Here is an 18,011-nt window from a genome sequence, read left to right as displayed (position 1 = left end):
TTGGTTAGGCCTGGAGGCCTGCGAGGGAGTCCTTGGCGGCAGCGGCGACGGCCTCTGCGGTGATGCCGAACTCCTGGAAGAGGCGCTTGTAGTCCGCGGAAGCGCCGTAGTGCTCCAGGCTGATGGACCGGCCGGCGTCGCCGACGAATTCCTTCCAGCCAAGGGCAAGTCCTGCTTCGACGGATACGCGGGCCTTGACGGCGGCGGGCAGCACGGATTCGCGGTAGGCGGCGTCCTGCTTGTTGAACCATTCGACGCAGGGCATGGAGACAACACGGGCGGCGATGCCTTCGGCCTGCAGGGCCTCGCGGGCCTGGACGGCCAGCTGCACCTCGGAGCCGGTGCCGATGAGGATGACGTCGGCGGGGACGGTGGCGCCGTCCTTGGATGCTTCGGCAAGGACGTAGCCGCCCCTGGCGACGCCGGCGACGGAACCGAACGTGTCGCCGTCGGCCGCGCCGTCACCGCGCTCCCAGGTGGGGATGTTCTGGCGGGTCAGCACGATGCCGGCGGGGTTGCTGTGGTTCTCCAGCATGGTCTTCCATGCGACGGCTACCTCATTGGCATCACCGGGACGGACCACGTCCAGGCCCACGATGGCACGCAGGGAAGCGAGCTGTTCCACCGGCTGGTGGGTGGGGCCGTCTTCGCCGAGGCCGATAGAGTCGTGCGTCCAGACGTACAGGGACGGAACACCCATCAGGGCGCCCAGGCGGATGGCGGGGCGCTGGTAGTCGCTGAAGATCAGGAACGTGCCGGAGAATGCGCGGGTCCGTCCGTGCAGGCTGATGCCGTTCACAATCGACGCCGCGGCGTGCTCGCGGATGCCGAAGTGCAGCACGCGTCCGTACGGGTTGCCGGACCAGGCGTCGGTCTGCTTGGAGGCAGGAACGAACGACGGCGAGCCCTCGATGGTGGTGTTGTTCGACTCCGCAAGGTCAGCGGAACCGCCCCACAGTTCGGGGAGGACGGGTCCCAGTGCGTTCAGGACCTTGCCGGAGGCCGCGCGGGTGGAGACATCCTTGCCGGCCGGGAAGACCGGAAGGGCTGCGTCGACGCCGTCGGGGAGTTCCTTGGCCTCGATGCGCTGCAGCAGCTCGGCGCCTGCGGGGTTGGCAGCCTGCCAGGCGTTGAAGGACTCTTCCCATTCCTTCCGGGCAGCGGCACCCCGGTCCACCACGGCACGGGCGTGGGCAAGGACGTCCTGGTCGACATCGAAGGACTTGGCGGGGTCGAAGCCGAGGACCTCCTTAAGGGCTGCGACTTCCTCTGCACCAAGGGCGGAACCGTGGATCTTGCCGGTGTTCTGCTTCTTGGGCGCCGGGTAGCCGATGATGGTGCGCAGCGAGACGATGGAGGGCTTGGACGTCTCAGCCTTGGCTGCAAGGAGTGCCGAGTAGAGCTCCTGGACGTCTTCCTTGTATTCGCCGGTCTTGGTCCAGTCGACGCGCTGGACGTGCCAGCCGTAGGCCTCGTAGCGCTTCAGGACATCCTCGGTGAAGGCGATGTCGGTGTCGTCCTCGATGGAGATGTGGTTCTCGTCGTAAACCACTACGAGGTTGCCGAGCTCCTGGTGGCCGGCGAGCGAGGAAGCCTCTGCCGTGACGCCTTCCTGGAGGTCGCCGTCGGACGCGATGACCCAGATGGTGTGGTCGAAGGGGCTCTCGCCCGCGGCAGCATCGGCGTCGAACAGCCCGCGCATCCGGCGCTGCGAGTAGGCGAACCCGACAGACGAAGCAAGGCCCTGGCCCAGCGGGCCCGTGGTGATCTCGACGCCGGCGGTGTGCTTGTACTCGGGGTGGCCGGGGGTCAGTGATCCCCAGGTGCGCAGGGCCTCAAGGTCCTTCAGTTCCAGGCCGTAGCCGGACAGGAACAGCTGGATGTAGAGCGTGAGGGACGTGTGGCCCGGAGACAGGATGAAGCGGTCACGGCCCAGCCAGTCGGGGTTCCGGGGGTCATGGCGCATCAGCTTCTGGAAAAGAAGGTACGCGGCCGGTGCCAGGCTCATGGCCGTGCCGGGGTGGCCGTTGCCAACCTTCTCCACCGCGTCCGCGGCCAGCACGCGGACAGTGTCCACCGCACGCTGGTCCAGGCTAGTCCAGGACAGTTCTTGCTCTTCCAAATGTGGCACGAAAACCGGGCCCCTCTCTGTGCTGATGGCAGGTGGCACACCGGATCCGCATAAAGGCATGCTGTGTGGCGCCCGCTGCGGTGTGTACCAGCCGTTCACCATCGAAACGTTGATCTTTTACTCAGCCACTGGCAGTTGGGAATGCGTTTTCCACCGCTTCCTTGCTGCGTGCTGATCTGGTGACAGCTTAGCTCTATTCCATTCTCCGGGCGGCCCAAATCTCACGTTTTGGACGCAATTTCCGCTTATGTGAATGCGTCTGAAGTGAGGTTGAGTTAATCTGCTCGAATTGGCGCGCGAGCGATCACCAGCACCAACAGAAGCCCTGGCGGGCACTGATCGCCGCACCGGCCGACCGGCCGTGGCGGCGAGGCCGGCGCGGTATGATATTCGGAGGCCAGCGCCGGGCTGGGGGACACGTGCCAGCCGCCCGGACTCCCGCTGTTGCGTGGATCACTGTTCCGCGGGCGCCCGGTTTTGGGGCGGGGCCGGACGACCAAGCTGGACAGCCAGACAGAACTGCCAACAGAACGGGTGACTGCCACCGTGAGCACAACAGATACGACGCTGAACGCATCACGGGCTTCGCGGCCCGGGATCGCCCGTAAAGCAAAGGCGTATCTCGCCCTCACCAAGCCCCGGGTCATTGAGCTGCTCCTGGTCAGCACGCTGCCCACCATGATCTACGCAGAGCGCGGGTTTCCCTCCATCGGGCTCATTCTCGCCACGCTCGTGGGCGGCGCCTTCGCGGCCGGCAGCGCCGGAGCCTTCAACTGCTACATTGACCGCGACATCGACAAACTGATGCACCGCACCGAGAACCGCCCCCTGGTCACCGGTGAGGTCACGCCGCGTGAGGCACTGATCTTCTCGTGGCTCCTGGGTGCTGCCGCCATCGCGATCCTGTGGTTCGGTGCGAACCCCCTGTCCGCCTGGCTCGGGCTGGGCGCCATCTTCTTCTACGTGGTGATCTATACGATCATCCTCAAGCGCCGGACCGCGCAGAACATTGTGTGGGGCGGGGCAGCGGGCTGCTTCCCCGTGCTGATTGCCTGGGCGGCGGTCACCAACTCGGTGGAATGGCCGGCCGTCATCCTCTTCATGGTGATCTTCCTCTGGACGCCCCCGCACTACTGGCCGCTGTCCATGCGCTACGGCGAGGACTACCGCAACGCCAAGGTCCCCATGCTCGGCGCCATCGCCGGTGCCAAGGTGGTTTCGGTGCAGGTGGTCCTCTACGCCTGGGCCATGGTGGCCTGCTCTTTGCTCATGGTTCCTGCCGGCGGAGCCGGATGGGTCTATACCGTCACTGCCGTCCTGGCGGGCGCGTGGTTCCTCTACGAGTCACACGCGCTCTATAACAGGGCGCAGCGTGAGGATATCTCGGACAAGCGGGCCATGAAGGTCTTCCACGGTTCCATCAGCTACCTCACCCTCCTGTTTATCGCCTTGGCCGTGGACCCGTTCATCGGCCCCGCCGTCATGGCAGGCTGACTCCACAGTCCTCTAAACCTCTCCCGGCCGCGGCCGGGGGAGGTTTTTCTTTGACCAGGACTTAACTCCGGGGCAGGGGGAAACAGGCGCCGTCATATGTATGACAGAACTGTCATGTTGGTCACTTTAACCTGTCACGGCTCGTGACCGTGTGGTTACGGTGGAACTGCTCCTGTTCCCAAGCAAAGGAAGTTCCATGGCACAACCGCCGCACCCCGCCCCTGCTGTTGCCTCAAACCACAGCCCGCCGCCGGCCGGCACCAATAGCCGGCACGGGTTCCGCCGCCCGGTATTCCTGGCCCATCTTGCAGCCGACGTGCCTGCTTCGCTGGTGGTGTTCCTCGTTGCCCTGCCACTGTCGTTGGGAATCGCCGCGGCGTCCGGCGCCCCCGTCATGGCCGGCCTTATCGCTGCCGCAGTCGGCGGCATTGTGGCGGGGAGCCTGGGCGGGTCGCCGCTGCAGGTGAGCGGCCCGGCCGCCGGCCTGACCGTCGTCGTAGCCGGCATTGTCCAGGAGTTCGGCTGGCAGGTGACCTGCGCCATCACCGCGGCAGCCGGCGTCGTCCAGCTGCTGCTGGGCATCAGCCGCGTGGGGCGTGCCGCGCTTGCCGTCTCGCCGGTGGTGGTCAAGGCCATGCTGGCCGGCATCGGGGTGACCATCATCCTGCAGCAGGTCCACGTCCTGCTCGGATCGCAGCCGGCGGGGTCGGCCCTTGAGAACCTCAGTGCCCTGCCCGCCGCCATCACCGGCGTCGAACTGCACGCCGCCCTCCTGGGCCTTACCGTCGTCGCTATCCTCCTCGGCTGGAAGTACCTGCCCGCCGCAGTGCGCCGGGTCCCGGGGCCGCTGGCCGCCGTCGCTGCCGGCACGGCACTGTCTGTGGCGTTCGCCCCTGCGGTTGAACGCATCTCCTTCACCGGATCGATCCTGGACGCGGTCGCGTTGCCGCAGCTGCCCGACGGCAGCTGGCGGGCAGCAGCGTTCGCCGTCCTGACGATGGCGCTGATCGCCAGTATCGAGTCCCTCCTGTCCGCCGTCGCCGTGGACAAAATGCAGCACGGCCCCCGGACCAACCTGAACCGCGAGCTGGTGGGGCAGGGGGCCGCCAATATCGTTTCAGGATCGCTGGGCGGGCTGCCCGTCACCGGGGTGATCGTGCGCAGCGCCACCAACGTGGAGGCCGGCGCCGCGACCCGGGCCTCCGCCGTCCTGCACGGTGTTTGGGTCCTTGCCTTCTCCGCACTCTTCGCAGGGCTGATCCAGCTGATCCCGCTGTCCGTCCTCGCGGGCCTCCTGGTGGTTATCGGAGCCCGCCTGATCAAGGTGGCGGACATCCGCACCAGCCTCCGGACCGGTGACCTGCTGATCTATGCCGTGACCCTGCTGTGCGTGGTGTTCCTGAACCTGCTGGAAGGCGTCATGATCGGCCTGGCCCTCGCGGCGGCCAGTGTGCTGTGGCGCGTGTTGCGGGCAACAGTCCACGCCCAGGCGCCTGTTCCGCCGTCCAGGTCCTGGCGCATCACCATCGACGGTTCGTGCAGCTTCTTCGCCCTGCCGCGGCTCAACCGCGTGCTGCACTCGGTCCCGGCCGGCGAGCACGTGCTTGTGGAGCTCAACGCGGATTACGTGGACCATGCGTTCCGCGAGGCCCTGCTCGCCTGGCAGCAGCAGTACCAGGCCGCCGGCGGTAATGTCCTCCTTGAACATCACGGGAACACACTGTTCCAGGACGCGGCGGACCAGGCACCAAAGCGCCAGGAAGCGCAGGAGCTTCCGCTCCCGCCAAGGACCTCGTGGCAGCCCGCTCCGGACGAACTGGCGGAGGGAAATGAAGGACAGAGCGCGCTGCCGCCATCACCGGTCCTGCTGGGCATCAACAAGTACCACCGCCGCTTCGCTGACAAGGTCCGCCCGCTGGTGCAGGACCTGGCGGAAGGGCAGAATCCGGACACCCTGTTCGTGGCCTGCGTGGACTCGCGCGTGAACCCCAACCTGATCACCAGCAGCGGCCCCGGTGACCTGCTGACGTTGCGGAACATCGGCAACGTAGTGTGCCACGACGGCCAGGACGCCTCGATCGACTCGGCCCTCTCCTTTGCCCTGAAGGGCCTGGAAGTGGACTCGATCGTGATCTGCGGGCATTCGAACTGCGGAGCCATGAAGGCCGTCATTGCCGATGCCGAAGGTGCGGGCAACCCCGGCCTTGGAACCGGTTTTGACGCCTGGCTGGAGCACGCCCGCCCCAGTTACCTCGAACTGCTGGCGGACCATCCGGTGGCCGCCAGCGCGGCTGCCGCCGGATATTGCCGGGTGGACCAGCTGGGCATGGTGAACGTCGCCGTCCAGCTCGCCAAGCTGGAAAGCCACCCGGTGGCAGGTCCCGCCCTGGCCGACGGGCGTGTCCAGGCGACGGGCCTTTTTTACGACATCGCCACCGCCCGGGTGGTGCTTGTGCGCCAGGCGGGCATTGAGTTCCTGGACCCGGAACAGGCTGCGGAGATGTCCGCCGCCCACGCACCGGCGCGTTAACCGCAGCGTCGACAGGCACGAAAAAGGGCGCCCCGGTTCACGAACCGGGGCGCCCTTGCCAGGCTTACAGGGTCAGGCCACGGGGCTTGACTTGGCGAGGTCCCAGGCGTTGGTCGCAGCGCCCATGAGCATGGCGGCGCCGAGCATGTGGGCGGCCACCAGCAGGGCCGGGATGCCGTTGTAGTACTGGGTGAATCCGATGACGGCCTGGAGCAGGGTAACGCCAAGGAGGCCGAGGACCGCCGTGCGGATGGGGCCAGTGATCCGCCGCAGCAGCACCAGCGCGAGCGCCACCAGGGTTCCCGCGGTCACCAGGTAGGCCGGGACGGCGTGGATGTGCGAGAACAGGTCCCAGTCCAGCCCGTTGCGCGGTGCATCGGCGTCTCCGGCGTGCGGACCGGCTCCGGTGACCACCACACCCAGCATGACGGCGACGGCGGAAAAAAGCGCGACGGCGGCCGTCACGGGACGCATGACCCCCGGCAGGGCGGCGAGGGGAACAGTGCGGAACCGGCCGGTCCGGCCGAACGCACGGTTGACCAGCAGCGTGGCAAGCACCACCAGTGCCATGGAAACCAGGAAGTGGAGGCCCACCACCCAGGGGTTGAGGTTGGTGAGGACGGTGATGCCGCCGATCACGGCCTGGGCGGGGATGCTGGCCAGCAGGCCCAGCGCCAGCAGGAAGAGGTCGCGGCGTTCCTTGCGGAGGTTCCACAGGTACACCAGCATCAGCGCGGCGACGGCCGCCAGGGCGAAGGTCAGGAGCCGGTTGCCGAACTCGATGAACCCGTGGATTCCCATCTCGGGCGTGTTCACCAGGGACGTGTCCGTGCAGCGGGGCCAGGTGGGGCAGCCCAGGCCGGAGGAGGTCAGCCGGACGGCTCCACCGGTCAGCACCAGCAGGGTCTGCCCGATCAGGGAGGCCACGGCGAGGCGCCGGACACTTGCATCCACGGTGCGGGGCAGCCGTGATGCGAGGCGGCCGGCGAACTGGGGAAGGCGGAAGGCGGTGCTCACGAGTATCTCAATTCCACTTGAACCAACGGATTGCTGCGGCCCCGGCAGTAACTGTCCAGAGCACCAGTATGAGGGAGGCGGCGCCATTCAACGCACCGTGCAGGAAGGCGTCCCGCAGCGCTTCGCCGAGTGCGCCCGAGGGCAGGAGTCCAACGATCTGCTGGGCCGCCGCGGGCAGCCGTTCCGCAGGAATGACGATCCCGCCAAGGGCCCCCAGGAGGATCCAGAGCAGGTTGGTGATGGCCAGGGTTGCTTCGGGACGCACGGTTCCGGCCACCAGCAGCCCCAGGGCGGTGAAGGCCGCCGCGCCCAGCGCGAGGAGGAACAGCCCGGGAACCCAGCCGGCCGCCGTCGGCTGCCATCCGAGGCCAAGCCCGACCGCTGCCACCACGGCAACCTGCAGGCAGAGCACCGCCAGCACGGAAAGCACCTTGCCGGCGATCAGCCCGCCCCGGCCCAGGGGAGTCGTGGACAGGAAACGCAGCACACCGTACCGGCGGTCGAATCCCGTAGCGATGCCCTGGCCCGTAAAGGCTGTGGACATGGCGCAGAGGGCCAGGATCCCCGGGACCGCCACGTCGATGCGGCTCGGCCCCAGGCCGTCCAGGAACGGGGTCACCGTCAGGCCAACAAGCGCCAGCAGTGGCAGGACCACCGCGAGGATCAGCTGCTCGCCGTTCCGGAGCATCGCCAGCGCCTCGTATTTGCCCTGGAGCAGGATGCGGCGGAGCAGGGATGCGGGCTGCTGCCGGGCGGGTGCACCGGCCCCTGCAGCGGGAGCGGTGCCCGCGGGGGTCGGGGTCATCGGATGTCCTTTCCCGAGATGTCCAGAAAGACGTCCTCAAGGCTACGCGCCTGCAATGACATGGCGGCGGGCATGACGTCGTGCGCTGCCCACCATTCGGCGAGCATGGCAAGGTGCCGGGGAGTCAGGGTTCCCGTGGCGGTGTAGCTTCCGGCCCGCTCCTCCAGGACCACGACGTCGGCGGGCAGTACGCCGGACAGGTCCAGTCCCGGCTTCGCGTCGAAGGTGAGGGTGCGCACGTGGTCAGCGCCGGCGTCGACGGCGGGTCCGCGCTGCAGCAGTTCCTGGACTGTTCCTTCGGCGACATTGCGGCCGCCGTCAATGATGTAGACGTAGTCAGCCAGCCGCTGGGCGTCATCCATCAGGTGCGTGGTGAGGATGATGCCCATTCCCGCATCGCGCAGCTCGCCGATCAGCTCGAACACCAGTTGGCGGGACTGCGGATCCAGTCCTGCGCTGGGTTCGTCGAGGAAGAGGACCTCCGGCCTTCCGACCAGGGCGGCCGCGAGGGCCAGGCGTTGCTTTTGCCCGCCTGAAAGCCGGCGGACGGTGGTCCGGCTGAAGGTGTCGATGCCGAGCCTTTGGATGAGGTCGTCCACGGGCCACGGGTGGGCGTAGAGGCCGGCAATGTGCCGCAGCAGGGGGACAGGCCTGGCCGACGGCGGGAGGCCGCCGTCCTGGAGCATCACGCCTACTTGGGAGCGCAGTTCCGCCCCGGCCGTTGCGGGGTCCTGGCCGAGCAGCGAGATGCTCCCGCCGCTGCGCTTCTGAAGGCCCTGGGCGCATTCCAGGGTGGTGGTTTTACCGGCGCCGTTGGCACCCAGCAGGGCTGTGACCTGCCCGCGCTCGGCGGAAAGTGAGACGCCGCTCACCACCCGGAGCATTCTTCCGTCCATGCTGGAAAGCGGGCCTACATCTTTAACAAGCCCGTTGATGGACAGAACGGGGGACAGGGGCGATCGCACCCCAGTATTCTACGGGAAGTAGTATTACCGGCGGTCCTCCGGGACTTCGGCCGGCATCCGGGGTTTTCGTCCAGGTGCGCAGGGTGCGCGGCCGGTGAAGTCTGCATACGTGGACGAAAACTCCAGAGGTGGGGTTCAGCACAGGCCAGCCTCGCCTTACTGGAATGCGGGACTAAATTACGACACTATTGTGTTGTGTATTCCATGACCAACGCTACTGCTGTGCCTGTTGCCCGGCACGGGGCCTCCGCTGTTACAGCGGAACGCGGCGCCCTGCCCGCCGGGCCGGTAGCTGACGCCGACGAGCGCACGCGCGACCGCGTCCTCGCGGCCGTCCTGGAACACGGGCCCGTCAGCGCCGCCGAACTGGGCGACCTCCTGGGATTCACCCCGGCCGCCGTCCGCAGGCACCTGGACCATCTGTCCCGGGCCGGCGTCATCGAGGTCAAGCGGGTGGCAAAATCCGGCAGCGGCGCAGGCCGCCCGGCACGCCGCTACGTGCTCAGCTCCCAGGGCCAGTCGAGCCTCGGCAACGACTACCTGGACATCGCCGCCCTCGCCCTCCAGCAGCTCCAGAAGGTTGCCGGGCCGGACGCTGTCCGGGCGTTCGCCGTCGAGCGTTTCGCCGAGATGGAACGCCGCTACGCCCCGGAAATCGACCAAGCCGGGCCGGACATCACCGACCGCGCGAAGGCCCTGGCGGACGCCCTGACCCGCGACAACTTCGTGGCCTCGGCCGCCTCAATCGAAGCCAAGGCTCCGCTGCCCGCCGCCCTTTCCAGCGTCCAGCTCTGCCAGGGCCACTGCCCCATCCAGCAGCTCGCCGCCCGCTTCCCCGTATTCTGCGACGTGGAAACCGAAGTCTTCTCCCGGCTGGTGGGCGTTGACGTGCGCCGGCTTTCCACCCTGGCCCGCGGCGGCCACGTCTGCACCACCCACATACCCACAGGCCGGCTGCCTGCCGGAGGGCCCCCAACGCCCCCGGCAGCCCCCGCCAGCCTGACTGAAGTAAACAACCATCAGCAAGAAAGGCCGTGATGACGGACCAACTATCAGAGAAAGCAGTAGCCGAAAACACTGTGATCTCGGAGATTCTCGAGAAGAATCCCGAGCTTCACGGCATCGGCAACTACGAGTACGGCTGGGCCGACAAGAACGACGCGGGCGCCAACGCACGCCGTGGGCTCAACGAAGAAGTGGTCCGGGACATCTCGGCCAAGAAGAGCGAGCCCGAGTGGATGCTTGACCTCCGCCTCAAAGGCCTGAAGTACTTCGACCGCAAGCCCATGCCCACCTGGGGTGCGGACCTTTCCGGCATCGACTTCGACAACATCAAGTACTTCGTACGCTCCACGGAGAAGCAGGCTGCCACGTGGGAAGACCTGCCCGAGGACATCAAGAACACCTACGACAAGCTGGGCATCCCCGAAGCTGAAAAGCAGCGCCTGGTGTCCGGCGTCGCCGCCCAGTACGAGTCCGAGGTTGTCTACCACCAGCTGCGCGAGGACCTTGAGCGGCAGGGTGTCATCTTCCTGGACACCGACACCGCGCTCAAGGAACACCCCGAGATCTTCCAGGAGTACTTCGGCACGGTCATCCCCGTGGGCGACAACAAGTTCGCGTCGCTGAACACCTCCGTCTGGTCCGGCGGCTCCTTCGTCTACGTCCCCAAGGGCGTCCACGTGGACATCCCGCTGCAGGCATACTTCCGCATCAACACGGAAAACATGGGCCAGTTCGAGCGGACCCTGATCATCGCGGACGAGGACTCCTACGTCCACTACATCGAGGGCTGCACCGCGCCGATCTACACCTCGGACTCGCTGCACTCCGCCGTGGTGGAAATCATCGTGAAGAAGGGCGCCCGCGTCCGCTACACCACCATCCAGAACTGGTCCAACAACGTGTACAACCTGGTGACCAAGCGTGCCATCTGCGAAGAAGGCGCCACCATGGAATGGGTCGACGGCAACATCGGCTCCAAGGTCACCATGAAGTACCCTGCCGTCTACCTCGTGGGCGAGCACGCCAAGGGCGAGACACTGTCCATCGCGTTCGCCGGCGAAGGCCAGCACCAGGACACCGGCTCGAAGATGGTGCACATCGCGCCCAACACCAAGAGCTCCATCATTTCCAAGTCCGTGGCCCGTGGCGGCGGACGTGCGGCCTACCGCGGCCTGGTGCAGGTCCGTGAAGGCGCCAAGCACTCGGCCAACACCGTCCGCTGCGACGCCCTGCTCGTTGACACGATCAGCCGCTCGGACACCTACCCGTACATCGACATCCGCGAGGATGACGTTGTCATGGGCCACGAGGCAACTGTTTCCCGGGTCAGCGAAGAGCAGCTCTTCTACCTGATGTCCCGCGGCATGCGCGAAGACGAGGCCATGGCGATGATCGTCCGCGGCTTCATCGAGCCGATTGCCCGCGAACTCCCCATGGAGTACGCACTTGAGCTGAACCGCCTGATTGAACTGCAGATGGAAGGGTCCGTCGGATAACGATGACTGAAATCACTACTGAAAAGGCACGCATCGGCGCGCCTTCAGCCCAGCCGTTCATCGACGGCTTCACCGAAGAAGGCGAAAGCCTCTCGCCCATCAACGCGGCAGGCTCCAAGGCCCCGCTGGCCGGCGCTGCGGCGAAAAGCCACTCCCATGGTGGCGGTGTCGGTGTTCCGGACAGCTCACGCGCCGGCCGCCTGACGTCCTACAACCTCGCCGACTTCAAGCCGCTCACTGGCATGGAGGAAGACTGGCGGTTCACCCCGCTCAAACGCCTCCGCGGGCTGCACTCGGAGGTCCTGTCCGGCACGGCACCCACCGTCGTCGTCACCGGCCCGGAGGAAATCACCGTGGAGAGCGTCGGCCGCGACGACCGCCGCATCGGCACCGCGGGTATCCCCGAGGACCGCGTCTCCGCCAACGCCTGGGAGAACTTCGCCGGCGCCACCGTGGTGACCATCCCTTCCGAATTCGAAGCGCTCACGGAAGTCAGCGTCGACATTGAAGGCACCTCACTGGACCCGGCTGCCCAGCACCTGGTGATTGTTGCGGAGAAGTTCTCCAAGGCAGTTGTTGTCCTGAACCACCGGGGATCCGCCATCGTCTCCGAAAACGTCGAGATCATCGTGGAAGACGGCGCCAGCCTGACGGTCATCACGCTCCAGGAATGGAACGACGACGCCGTCCACGCCTCCTCCCAGCAAGCGAAGATCGGCCGAGACGCCAAGCTCAAGCACGTCATGGTGAGCCTTGGCGGCGACCTGGTCCGCGTCACGCCGTCGGCCCGTTTCACCGCCCCTGGCGGCGAGGCTGAAATGTTCGGCCTGTACTTCGCCGACGCCGGGCAGCACCTGGAGCAGCGCCTGTTCGTTGACCACGCCGTGGCCAACTGCAAGTCCAACGTGCTCTACAAGGGTGCACTGCAGGGCCGCAACGCCCACGCAGTGTGGGTTGGCGACGTCCTGATCCGCAAGGAAGCAGAAGGCACCGATACCTACGAGGCCAACCGCAACCTGCTGCTGACGGACGGCGCCCGTGCCGACTCCGTGCCCAACCTCGAAATCGAGACCGGGCTGATCGAGGGTGCGGGCCACGCCAGCGCCACCGGCCGGATGGATGACGAGCACCTGTTCTACCTTATGGCCCGCGGCATCCCTGAGGATGTCGCCCGCCGCCTGGTGGTCCGCGGCTTCCTGAACGAGATCATCCAGCAGATCAAGGTCCCCTCCATCGAGGAGCGGCTGACCGAGGCTGTTGAGCACGAACTCGCTCTCACGGACAACTAGAAGGCACGGAGCACGGTTACAGATGACTGACCAGCCAAAGGGCGAGCTTGTCTGCAAGGCGGATGAAATCCAGCTGAAGCAGGCGCTGCGGATCCTGATTGATGACTACCCCGTGGCGATCGTCAAGGACTCCATGGGGGAGATCCACGCGATCGGCGACACCTGCTCGCACGCGGACATTTCGCTGTCCGAGGGCGAGGTGGAGGGCTGCGCCATCGAGTGCTGGGGCCACGGCTCACAGTTCGACCTGCGCAGCGGCGAACCGCTGCAGCTCCCGGCCTACGATCCGGTCCCGGTGTTCGCCGTCGAGATCGTCGGGGACGAAGTCTATGTGGACGTCACCAATGTCCTCAACGGCGCCGAGGCTCCCAACTTCAGCTAGCACCACAGAATTACGAACCAACTTCCAGACAGAGACCGCACCGCCGCCGCCCAGGCCCGGTGCAGAGGAGAACAAGACACATGTCTACTCTTGAGATCAAGGACCTGCACGTCAGCATTGAGACGGAGCAGGGCACCAAGGAAATCCTGAAGGGCGTCAGCCTGACCATCCGGACCGGCGAAACCCACGCCATCATGGGCCCCAACGGTTCCGGCAAGTCCACCCTGGCCTCCACCATTGCCGGCCACCCGCGCTACAACGTCACCAGCGGCTCCATCACCCTCGACGGCGAAGACGTCCTGGAAATGAGCGTTGACGAGCGTGCCCGCGCCGGCGTCTTCCTTGCCATGCAGTACCCGGTGGAAGTCCCCGGCGTGAGCATGACCAACTTCCTGCGCACCGCCAAGACCGCCATCGACGGCGAAGCCCCCAAGCTCCGCACCTGGACCAAGGACGTCAAGGCTGCCATGGAGCAGCTGCGCATCGATGCCGACTTCGCCCAGCGCAACGTCAACGAGGGCTTCTCCGGCGGTGAGAAGAAGCGGGTGGAAATCCTCCAGCTGGAACTCTTCAAGCCCAAGTTCGCCATCCTGGACGAGACCGACTCCGGCCTGGACGTTGACGCGCTCAAGGTTGTTTCCGAGGGCGTCAACCGCGCGCATGCCGAAGGCAAGATGGGCACCCTTCTCATCACGCACTACACCCGCATCCTGCGCTACATCAAGCCTGACTTCGTGCACGTGTTCGTGGACGGCCAGGTTGTTGAGGAAGGCGGCCCGGAGCTTGCCGACCGCCTCGAAGAAGAAGGCTACGACCGCTACGCCAGGGGTGCCGGCGCAGCCGCTGCACCCGCCGTGGCGCAGGCCTAGTAAGGACTTTCGCCATGACCGAAATCAACGCGGCACGTACGAGCCTTGAGGACGTCGAGGAGGCGCTGAAGGATGTCATCGACCCCGAACTCGGCGTCAACATCGTTGACCTGGGCCTGCTGTACGGCCTGAAGTACTCGGACGACGACGGCGCACTGCTGATCGACATGACGCTGACCACGGCTGCCTGCCCGCTCACCGACGTGCTCGAGGAGCAGGTGGGCAAGGCCCTGGACGGCGTTGTTGACGACTGGCGCCTGAACTGGGTCTGGATGCCGCCATGGGGTCCGGAACGGATCACCGACGACGGCAAGGACCAGATGCGGGCCCTCGGCTTTAACATCTAGATCCCCACCGCCTCCCTAACCTCGCTTCGCTCAGTTAGGGAACCTCTCCACTACCTCCCCAATCTCGCAAGCTCGATTGGGGCCCCTCGGTAGCGTGGGCCCAGGTACGACGACGGCCGGTTACCTTCATTGCGAAGGTGACCGGCCGTCGTCGTTCTCTGGGGTTACAGGGTGGGCGCGGAGAACGTGTCGCACTGGTTGATGTCGCCGGTCTCGTAGCCCTTATAGAACCAGCGCTGGCGCTGTTCGCTGGAGCCGTGGGTCCACGCCTCGGGGGAGACCCGCCCGGTGGCCGCTTCCTGGATCCGGTCGTCACCAACAGCGGAGGCGGCGGACAGGGCGTCGTTCAGGTCCTGCTGGGTGAGGGGCTCAAGGAACGGCTGGCCATCGGGCCCCGGTTGGGTTGATGCGTGCTTGGCCCAGAGGCCCGCGTAGCAGTCTGCCTGCAGTTCCACGCGCACCGCGCCGGATTCAGGTCCCTGCGGATCCTGCTGCGCCTGGTCAAGGTTTCCCAGCACGTTCTGGATGTGGTGCCCGAACTCGTGCGCCACCACATACTCCTGCGCCAGGGGTCCACCCGAGGAGCCGAACCTGTCCACCAGCTCCTGGAAGAACCCGGGGTCAAAGTAGGCGGTGGTGTCGGTGGGGCAGTAGAAGGGGCCAACAGCACTGGAGGCCGTGCCGCAGCCGGTGCTGACACCCTGCTCAAAGATGACCGTCTCCGGCTGCGGGTACTGGACGTTGTACTGCTGCAGGTAGGCGGGCCAGAAGGCGTTCAAGCTGTTGACGGTGCCGGTGATGCGGCAGTCCACCCGGGCATCCGCGTCTGCTCCTGTCTGGCAGGCAGGCGCCGTGCCCTGGCTCTGCGGCTCCTGCCCGGCCCCGGCCAGTCCCTCCAGCAACTGTGGATTGACACCCAGGAGCGCCGCGATGAGCAGGATGAGCCCGCCGCCGATCCCGCCGCCCACTTTGACTCCCCGGCCCATGCCGCGGCGGTCCTGGACCTGCGAGGGATCCAGCTGCACATTGTCGTTGAAACTCATAAAGTCACAATACCCGCGGACCAGAAGCTCAACCGGTGCCGGCCGGTAAAGTTGATCTGATGCCTTTCCTGAACAGAATCCAGCGCTGGGCCGAGGAACGGCCCCACGACACCGCCGTCGTGATTGCCGGGCGCCGCCTCTCCTGGGCGGAGCTCCGGGACTCCGCTGCGGCGCTGGTACCCCACACCAAATCTGTGACCTCCCTGTGCGAAGCCAACTCGGTTGACTTCGCGGCAAGATTTGCCGCGGCGGTGGCCGCCGGACGCCAGTGCGCCGTCCTCGATCCTGCCTGGCCGGGTTTGCTGCAGGAGGACATGAAGCGGCGCGTGGACGCGTCCGCCCAACCCGCGGCCGTGTCCCCGGATGATGAGCTCGCAGACGGCGACCCCGGGTCCACCTTCCTGATCGGGCTCACATCCGGCACCACGTCGATTCCAAAAGCCTTCACGCGGTCCCGGCGGTCCTGGCAGGAATCCTTTGAGGCCTCCATCGAATTCTTCGGGCTTCGTGCGGACGATGTGACCCTGGCTCCGGGCCCCCTTGCCGCCAGCCTCAACCTCTACGCGCTGGCCGAATGCCTCTACGCCGGTTCGGAATTCCAGACCCTGGAAAGCTTTGACGTGGGCGACGTCCACGCCGCCATCACCCACGACCGCGTCACCCGGCTGGTGCTGGTGCCCACCATGCTGCGGATGCTCAGCGAACGCGGCCTGACCGGCTGCGTGGACGCCTCCGGCGTGCGGACCATCATCTGTGCCGGCTCGAAGCTGGACGCGCGGACCCTTGAGGCTGCCCGCCGCTGGGCCCCGAATGCCACCATCTTCGAGTACTACGGTGCTTCGGAACTGAGTTTCGTCTCGGGGACGGGGCTGGCCGCCAGCCAGCCGGCAGTACTGGGCGGAACGGGGATCGGCCGGGCGTTTCCGGGTGTGGACGTGCGGATCCTCGACGACTCGGGGCAGCCGCTGCCCGACGGGGAGTCCGGAAACATCTGCGTCCGCAGCGCAATGGTCAGCAACGGCTACCTCTGGGGTGATGACGGGGAGGCCCTGAAGTCCTTTGACGGCTGGTTCACGGTGGGCGACCAGGGCTACCTGTCCGAAGGCGAACTGCACATCCTGGGCCGCCGCGCGGACATGATCCTCACGTCAGGCAAGAACGTCTACCCCCATGAGGTGGAACTGGCACTGTCAGCGGTGCCGGGTGTGTCCGCCGCCGTCGCGGCCGGAATGCCCGACGACCTTCGCGGGGAAAGGGTCGTGGCCGGTGTTGTCCCCTCCCACGGCGGCATCACGGCCACCCAGCTCCGTGCCGGGCTCGAGGACCTCCTTGTCCGGGATAAGCGCCCGCTCCAGTACTACCTGCTCAGCGAACTGCCCACCACGGACCGGGGCAAGGTCAGCCGCAGCCTGCTGCTGGACTGGATCAGTTCCCGGGACCGCAGGGTGCGCAGCCTTGACAGCTGAGATGCTCCCGCCGGACCGGCAGCCTGTCATCATTGCCGCCCGCCGCACCCCGGTGTGCCGCACCAACGGTGTACTCCGGAGCCTGCGTGCCCACGAACTGCTCGCGCCCGTGCTCCGGGAGCTCCTGGCGGAAACGGGGGCGGAGCCCGGCAGAGTCACCGACGTTGTGATCGGCAACGCCGTGGGCGGTGGCGGAAACGTGGCCCGCCTTGCGCTGCTGGAGGCGGGGCTGTCCGTCAGCGTTCCGGGGATTACCGTGGACCGCCAGTGCGGCTCCGGACTCGACGCGGTGGTTCTGGCATCGCGGCTGGTGGCTGCGGGCGGAAACCCGCTGTACCTTGCCGGGGGAGTGGAGAGCACCAGTACAGCGCCGCTGCGCGCGTACAGGAACGACGACGGCGGGCCGGAGTTCTACGCTCGGGCTCAGTTTGTGCCGGCCGGCTTCGGCGATCCGGACATGGGCGTGGCCGCAGAAAATGTGGCGCGGGAGTTCGGCGTCAGCCGGGAACGCCAGGACGCGTTCGCCCTCCGCAGCCACCGCCTGGCGCTTGCCGCCCGCGACGCCGGGGTGTTCGACGGCGAACTGGTCACGTTGGATACAGAGGCAGGGACTGCCGCGGACGATGGCCCCAGGCGTGGGCTCAACGCCGCAGTCCTGGCCCGGTTCCCCGCCGCTTTCGTTGACGGGGGAACTGTCACCGCGGGGAACTCCTGCTTCGACGCCGACGCCGCATCCGCCGTCGTCATCACCTCCCTGCAACGGGCAAGGACCCTGGGCGCCGTCGACGGGTTGCTGGTGCTGGGCAGCGGGACGGCTGGAGTGGATCCTGAACTGCTGGGCGTCGGCGCCGCCGCCGCAGCCCGGGACGTCCTGTCAGCCGCGGGGGTGTCAGCGGACCAGGTGGACCTGGTGGAGTTCAACGAAGCCTTCGCGTCGCAGACGCTTGCCTGCCTTGACCAGGTGGGAATCGATGCTGAGCGGGCCAACCTCGACGGCGGCGCCCTGGCCCTGGGCCACGCCTACGGCGCGTCCGGTGCCGTCCTGGTGACCCGCCTGCTGGCCCAGGCACGCCGGTCCGGAACACCGGGAAGCCTGGCGCTGGCGATGATCAGCAGCGCCGGCGGCATGGGCACCGCTGCGCTGCTGGAATACCAGCGGCTCTAAGGCGCGG

15 protein-coding genes are annotated in these 18,011 nt (G+C 66.8%); 10 read left to right on the top strand and 5 right to left on the bottom strand.

The annotated features are described in order from the left end of the window. Nucleotides 1-4: 4 nt before the first annotated feature. On the bottom strand, nucleotides 5-2,122 hold the full coding sequence (tkt, locus tag NFU08_RS00935) for a transketolase (RefSeq protein WP_174174793.1): 2,118 nt from the start codon (nucleotides 2,120-2,122) through the stop codon (nucleotides 5-7). 543 nt (nucleotides 2,123-2,665) lie between these two features. On the opposite strand from tkt, the gene NFU08_RS00930 reads away from it, so the two are divergent. Further along, nucleotides 2,666-3,625, top strand: a complete 960-nt coding sequence (locus tag NFU08_RS00930) for a heme o synthase (protein ID WP_174174566.1) — start codon at nucleotides 2,666-2,668, stop codon at nucleotides 3,623-3,625. Between the two features lie 196 nt (nucleotides 3,626-3,821). Continuing rightward, nucleotides 3,822-6,155 (top strand): bifunctional SulP family inorganic anion transporter/carbonic anhydrase, encoded by a 2,334-nt coding sequence (locus tag NFU08_RS00925; protein WP_251420147.1) that lies wholly within the window; start codon nucleotides 3,822-3,824, stop codon nucleotides 6,153-6,155. A gap of 72 nt (nucleotides 6,156-6,227) precedes the next feature. Here NFU08_RS00925 and NFU08_RS00920 read toward each other — a convergent pair whose 3' ends face one another. From NFU08_RS00920 to NFU08_RS00910, 3 genes are read right to left on the bottom strand one after another with little or no spacing between them, the layout of a single operon-like run. Then, nucleotides 6,228-7,172 (bottom strand): heme A synthase, encoded by a 945-nt coding sequence (locus NFU08_RS00920; RefSeq protein ID WP_174174562.1) that lies wholly within the window; start codon nucleotides 7,170-7,172, stop codon nucleotides 6,228-6,230. Nucleotides 7,173-7,179: 7 nt separating this feature from the next. Beyond that, complete coding sequence (locus tag NFU08_RS00915) at nucleotides 7,180-7,977, bottom strand: ABC transporter permease (RefSeq protein WP_251420146.1); 798 nt, start codon at nucleotides 7,975-7,977, stop codon at nucleotides 7,180-7,182. Next, complete coding sequence (locus NFU08_RS00910; RefSeq protein ID WP_251420145.1) at nucleotides 7,974-8,942, bottom strand: ABC transporter ATP-binding protein; 969 nt, start codon at nucleotides 8,940-8,942, stop codon at nucleotides 7,974-7,976. Before NFU08_RS00910 ends, NFU08_RS00915 begins: the two co-directional genes overlap by 4 nt. A gap of 195 nt (nucleotides 8,943-9,137) precedes the next feature. On the opposite strand from NFU08_RS00910, the gene NFU08_RS00905 reads away from it, so the two are divergent. The 6 genes from NFU08_RS00905 to NFU08_RS00880 all read left to right on the top strand — a co-directional run bounded on the left by NFU08_RS00905 (nucleotide 9,138) and on the right by NFU08_RS00880 (nucleotide 14,330). Continuing rightward, nucleotides 9,138-9,980, top strand: coding sequence for a metalloregulator ArsR/SmtB family transcription factor (locus NFU08_RS00905; RefSeq protein ID WP_397424891.1), 843 nt, complete (start codon nucleotides 9,138-9,140; stop codon nucleotides 9,978-9,980). Beyond that, a complete protein-coding gene (sufB, locus tag NFU08_RS00900; protein ID WP_104187272.1) occupies nucleotides 9,980-11,443 on the top strand; it encodes a Fe-S cluster assembly protein SufB in 1,464 nt (487 codons plus the stop codon). Before NFU08_RS00905 ends, sufB begins: the two co-directional genes overlap by 1 nt. 2 nt (nucleotides 11,444-11,445) lie before the next feature. Further along, complete coding sequence (gene sufD, locus NFU08_RS00895; RefSeq protein WP_251420144.1) at nucleotides 11,446-12,732, top strand: Fe-S cluster assembly protein SufD; 1,287 nt, start codon at nucleotides 11,446-11,448, stop codon at nucleotides 12,730-12,732. Nucleotides 12,733-12,754: 22 nt separating this feature from the next. Further along, nucleotides 12,755-13,114 carry a non-heme iron oxygenase ferredoxin subunit gene (locus NFU08_RS00890; protein WP_104187267.1) on the top strand — a complete coding sequence of 120 codons (360 nt, stop codon included), beginning with the start codon at nucleotides 12,755-12,757 and terminating at the stop codon, nucleotides 13,112-13,114. Nucleotides 13,115-13,194: 80 nt separating this feature from the next. After that, on the top strand, nucleotides 13,195-13,983 hold the full coding sequence (gene sufC, locus NFU08_RS00885; protein ID WP_251420143.1) for a Fe-S cluster assembly ATPase SufC: 789 nt from the start codon (nucleotides 13,195-13,197) through the stop codon (nucleotides 13,981-13,983). A gap of 14 nt (nucleotides 13,984-13,997) precedes the next feature. After that, the gene (locus tag NFU08_RS00880; RefSeq protein WP_066275677.1) at nucleotides 13,998-14,330 is read left to right on the top strand and encodes a metal-sulfur cluster assembly factor; all 333 of its coding nucleotides are present in this window, start codon (nucleotides 13,998-14,000) and stop codon (nucleotides 14,328-14,330) included. Nucleotides 14,331-14,494: 164 nt separating this feature from the next. Here the strand turns inward: NFU08_RS00880 and NFU08_RS00875 are convergent, their stop codons facing one another. Further along, a complete protein-coding gene (locus tag NFU08_RS00875) occupies nucleotides 14,495-15,373 on the bottom strand; it encodes a neutral zinc metallopeptidase (protein ID WP_251420142.1) in 879 nt (292 codons plus the stop codon). 59 nt (nucleotides 15,374-15,432) lie between these two features. Here NFU08_RS00875 and NFU08_RS00870 point away from each other — a divergent pair, with 59 nt between their 5' ends. Together NFU08_RS00870 and NFU08_RS00865 are read left to right on the top strand one after the other, a co-directional pair. Further along, entirely contained in the window at nucleotides 15,433-16,839 is a 1,407-nt protein-coding gene (locus tag NFU08_RS00870; protein ID WP_251420141.1) for a class I adenylate-forming enzyme family protein, read from the top strand. Next, nucleotides 16,829-18,004 (top strand): thiolase family protein, encoded by a 1,176-nt coding sequence (locus NFU08_RS00865; RefSeq protein WP_246255868.1) that lies wholly within the window; start codon nucleotides 16,829-16,831, stop codon nucleotides 18,002-18,004. Before NFU08_RS00870 ends, NFU08_RS00865 begins: the two co-directional genes overlap by 11 nt. The last annotated feature ends 7 nt before the right edge of the window (nucleotides 18,005-18,011 follow it).

Source organism: Pseudarthrobacter sp. NCCP-2145, assembly GCF_023708005.1.
Taxonomy (GTDB): domain Bacteria; phylum Actinomycetota; class Actinomycetes; order Actinomycetales; family Micrococcaceae; genus Arthrobacter; species Arthrobacter oxydans.
Note: the sequence above shows the minus strand (reverse complement) of the source record. Positions and strands in the feature narration are given on the sequence as shown.